General features: G+C 70.4%; 2 protein-coding genes and 2 pseudogenes. All 4 read left to right on the plus strand.

The features are described from left to right. Positions 1-114 (plus strand): annotated as a pseudogene (locus ABZ281_RS39330) (pyridoxamine 5'-phosphate oxidase family protein); the annotation flags it as partial. Positions 115-355: 241 nt separating this feature from the next. Then, a complete protein-coding gene (locus ABZ281_RS39335) occupies positions 356-1,186 on the plus strand; it encodes a universal stress protein (RefSeq protein ID WP_356662786.1) in 831 nt (276 codons plus the stop codon). A gap of 126 nt (positions 1,187-1,312) precedes the next feature. Further along, the gene (locus tag ABZ281_RS39340) at positions 1,313-3,697 is read left to right on the plus strand and encodes a phosphoketolase family protein (protein ID WP_356662787.1); all 2,385 of its coding nucleotides are present in this window, start codon (positions 1,313-1,315) and stop codon (positions 3,695-3,697) included. 150 nt (positions 3,698-3,847) lie between these two features. Beyond that, positions 3,848-4,460: pseudogene (locus ABZ281_RS39345) on the plus strand (hypothetical protein). Positions 4,461-4,531: the final 71 nt, after the last annotated feature.

Below are 4,531 nucleotides of genomic sequence, written 5' to 3' on the forward strand. Positions count from 1 at the left end.
GTCTCCTGGGTGCCTGCGCCGCAGGAGGTCTTCGTCCGTATCGAGCCTGAACTGGTCACCGGACGGGAACTCATCGGCGGACGCACCCTGTACGGGGTGGACATCACCGCCTGAACTTCTCCCTCCCCCTTCCCGCCTCCTCCCGTCCGGCCCGGGCCCGGGGCCGTACGGCCCGAAGGGACTGGGCCGCATGGCGTGCCGATGGGTTCCGTCGGCCCCTGCCCGCAGCGTCCGCGGACGACGAGCATCCTCCGTGGAGCCGCCGTGGGATCGACGCCCAGCCGATCGGCGACGAGCTCGCCACCGTGCTCAGTACCCCAGGGCGACAGCCCGGGCAACAGAAGGGAGACGATCAATGACCGACCGTCATGTGATCGTAGGAGTGGACGGTTCGCTGGTCGCCGTTCGGGCGCTTGACTGGGCCGCCGAGGAAGCGGTGCGCCGCGGCACCGCGTTGCGCATCGTCTACGCGGTGGCCGACCGCGACGAGGCGGGGCCGGTTCTGGCGTCGGCCGCCGCACGGGTTCACGAGCGCCATCCCGGTCTGTCGGTTCAGACCAGGGCTGTGGAAGGCGGTGCCGTGCGAGCGCTGGCGCGGGAGAGCGAGAGTGGGGTTCTCACCGTTGTGGGCACTCGGGGATTCGGAGGGGTCTCCGGCCTGCTGGCCGGCTCGGTGAGCTGGCGCCTGGCCGCGCAGGTGCACGGTCCGCTGCTGGTCGCCCGCGGCGACCACCCCCGCAGCGAGGGACGTGAGGTGCTGCTCGGCCTGGAGAGCGACGCCGACGCGAACGCGGCTGCCCACGCCTTCCAGGAGGCGGCGCGGCGCCGAGCCCGGCTGCGTGTAGTGCACTCCGCAACGCACCGGCACACCACACCCGAACTGCCCTCGCTGGTGGCCGCGACGAGCCCCGGCCAGGAGCGCCAGGCCCGCATGGACCGGGCGGAAGAAGCCGTGCCGCAGTTCAGCATCGCCCGCCTGCGGGCGGAGTACCCCACGGTCGAGGTCGACATCCGCACGGTCCGCACGGACCCGGCGCACGCCCTGCTGGCGGGTACCCGCGAGGCCGGCGTCGTCGTCATCGGCGCGCGCCGGCGCGCGGGCCAGCTGGGTCCCCCGGTTGGCCCGGTCGCGCACGTCCTGTTGCACCACTCCCACTGCCCCGTGCTGCTGGTGCCAACGACCTGAGGGCGAGCACCGCGGAACAGCAGATGGCCCGGTCGGCCCTGCCGGGTACCCGGCGGGTGGGGGAGAGTGAGGCGATACGGACCCGCATGCACCTCCGACCGACCACGATCCGGAAGGGAACCCATGATGTCCGTCGACACGCAGCAGGCATCCGCCTCGCTCACCGACGACGAGCTGAGGACGCTGGACGCCCACTGGCGCGCCGCGAACTACCTGTCCGTCGGCCAGATCTACCTCATGGCCAACCCCCTGCTGACCGAGCCGCTGCGCCCGGAACATGTCAAGCCGCGGCTGCTCGGCCACTGGGGCACCTCACCCGGGCTGAACCTCGTGTACACCCACCTCAACCGGGTCATCCGGGCCCGCGGCCTGGACGCCCTGTGCATCTGGGGCCCCGGTCACGGAGGACCGGCCGTCGTCGCCAACTCCTGGCTGGAGGGCTCGTACACGCAGACCTACCCCGACATCACGCGGGACACGGCAGGGATGGCACGGCTGTTCAAACAGTTCTCGTTCCCCGGCGGCATCCCCAGCCATGTCGCCCCCGAGACCCCTGGGTCGATCCACGAGGGCGGCGAGCTGGGCTACTCCCTCTCGCACGCCTACGGCGCGGCTCTCGACAACCCGGACCTGCTGGTCGCCTGTGTCGTCGGCGACGGCGAAGCCGAGACCGGGCCGCTGGCCGCGTCCTGGCACTCCAACAAGTTCCTCGACCCCGTCCACGACGGAGCCGTCCTGCCGATCCTGCACCTCAACGGCTACAAGATCGCCAACCCGACCGTGCTCGCCCGGCTTCCCGAGCCGGAACTCGATGAGCTGCTGCGGGGATACGGCCACGCCCCGATCCATGTCACCGGCGACGACCCGGCCGCCGTCCATCAAGCGATGGCGCAGGCCATGGACACCGCCGTGGACCGGATCACCGCGTTCCAACGGGCCGCCCGCGAGGACGGCGCCACCGAGCGCCCCCACTGGCCGATGATCGTGCTGCGCACCCCGAAAGGCTGGACCGGCCCGGCCGAGGTCGATGGTCTGCCCGTGGAAGGCACCTGGCGCTCCCACCAGGTCCCGCTGGCCGCCGTACGGGACAACCCCGAACACCTGCGGCAGTTGGAGGAGTGGCTGCGGTCGTACCGCCCGGAGGAGCTGTTCGACGAGCACGGCAGCCCCTGCCCGGATGTACTGGCGTGCCTCCCCGACGGCGCCCGAAGGCTCGGCTCCACCCCGCATGCCAACGGCGGACTCCTGCTGCGCGAGCTGCCCCTGCCGCCGCTGGAGCGGTACGCCGTTGCGGTCGACAAGCCCGGCGCGACCCTGCACGAACCGACTCGCGTCCTGGGCGACATGCTCGAGGACGTCATGCGGTCGACCGCCGGCCGACGCGACTTCCGCCTGGTCGGCCCCGACGAGACCGCATCCAATCGCCTCCAGGCCGTCTACGCGGCCAGTGGCAAGGCGTGGCAGGCCGGCACCCTGGACGTGGACGAGCATCTCGACCGGCACGGCCGGGTGATGGAAATTCTCTCCGAGCACACTTGCCAGGGCTGGCTGGAGGGCTATCTGCTGACCGGCCGGCACGGGCTGTTCTCCTGCTACGAGGCGTTCGTGCACATCGTGGACTCGATGGTCAACCAGCACATCAAGTGGCTGCGCGTGACCCGCCGCCTGCCCTGGCGCGCGCCCATCGCCTCGCTCAACTATCTGCTGACGTCGCACGTGTGGCGCCAGGACCACAACGGCTTCTCCCACCAGGACCCCGGCTTCGTCGATCACATCCTCAACAAGAGCCCCGAGGCCGTCCGGGTCTATCTGCCGCCGGACGCCAACACGCTGCTCTCGGTCGCCGACCACGCGCTACGCAGCCGCGACTACGTGAACGTGATCGTGGCGGGTAAGCAGCCCTGCTTCGACTGGCTGTCCATGGAGCAGGCCCGCCTCCACTGCGCGCGCGGCGCCGGCATCTGGGATTGGGCGGGCACAGAGGACGGCTCTCGTGAACCAGATGTGGTCCTCGCCTGCGCGGGCGATGTACCCACCCAGGAAATCCTGGCGGCCGCCCAGTTGCTGCGCCGGCACCTGCCCGAACTGGTCGTGCGGGTCGTCAACGTTGTCGACATCGCCCGCCTCATGCCGAGCGAGGAACACCCGCACGGGATGGGCGACTTCGAGTACGACGGCCTGTTCACCGCCGACAAGCCGGTCATCTTCGCCTATCACGGCTATCCCTGGCTGATCCATCGCCTGGCCTACCGACGCACCGGTCACAGGAACCTGCACGTGCGCGGCTACAAGGAGATCGGCACCACGACCACGCCGTTCGACATGGTCGTCGGCAACGACATGGACCGCTACCGGCTGGTCATGGACGTCATCGACCGCGTCCCCGGCCTCGCGGTACGCGCCGCCGCCGTACGCCAGCGAATGGAGGACGCACGCCTGCGACACCGCGACTGGATCCGCGCCCACGGCACCGACCTCCCGGACGTCGCCGACTGGACCTGGGACGGCTGACCCGCGCCAAAGGGCCCCGGACGACGGGACGTTCGGACCATCGTCCGGGCCCTGCAGCCCCTCCGACACACGTCACGTAAGCGGCACATTGCAAGCGCAACGAGAGACGACGGCACCTCGGGCGCAGCTCCCTCGGAGGGGATGAGCATCATGGCAGTCCACGATCACCCACACCGCCACACGGGATACCGTTTCCCGTTCCTGCACAGGACCGGGACGGCGCCGACAGACAGGGCAGCGGCGACCGCGACGAGCGCGTACGTCTTCGCCGGACTGCGCCTGCTGACCGGGTTCGTCTTCTTGTGGGCGTTCCTCGACAAGACCTTCGGCCTCGGCTACGCCACCCAGTCCGGCAAGGGCTGGATCGACGGCGGCTCGCCCACCAAGGGTTTCCTTGGCTCAGTCGCCGTCGGCCCGATGGAGTCCACCTTCCACGACTGGGCCGGGGCCGCCTGGGCCAACTGGCTGTTCATGCTCGGCCTGCTCGGCATCGGCCTGGCGCTCACCGCGGGCGTCGCACTGCGACTCGCCGCCGTCGCCGGTACGGCGATGATGGCGCTGATGTGGATCGCGGAGTGGCCGCCGGCCAAGCACCTGTCACGACGGTTCGGCAAGCATGTCGACCAACCCGTTCGCCGACTACCACCTCGTCTACGCCGTCGTCCTCATCGCCCTCGCGGCCGTGGGAGCCGGCGCCACCTGGGGTCTGGGCAAGGCGTGGGCACGCCTGTCCTTCGTCAGCCGCAACCCCTGGCTGCTCTGACACTCGCGCACCGACTGGGGCACGGTCGTCGTCTTCGGCATCACCATGGCCGCGATGAACGGCCTCTTCTA

This window comes from Streptomyces sp. NPDC006265 (assembly GCF_040613555.1).
Classification (GTDB): domain Bacteria; phylum Actinomycetota; class Actinomycetes; order Streptomycetales; family Streptomycetaceae; genus Streptomyces.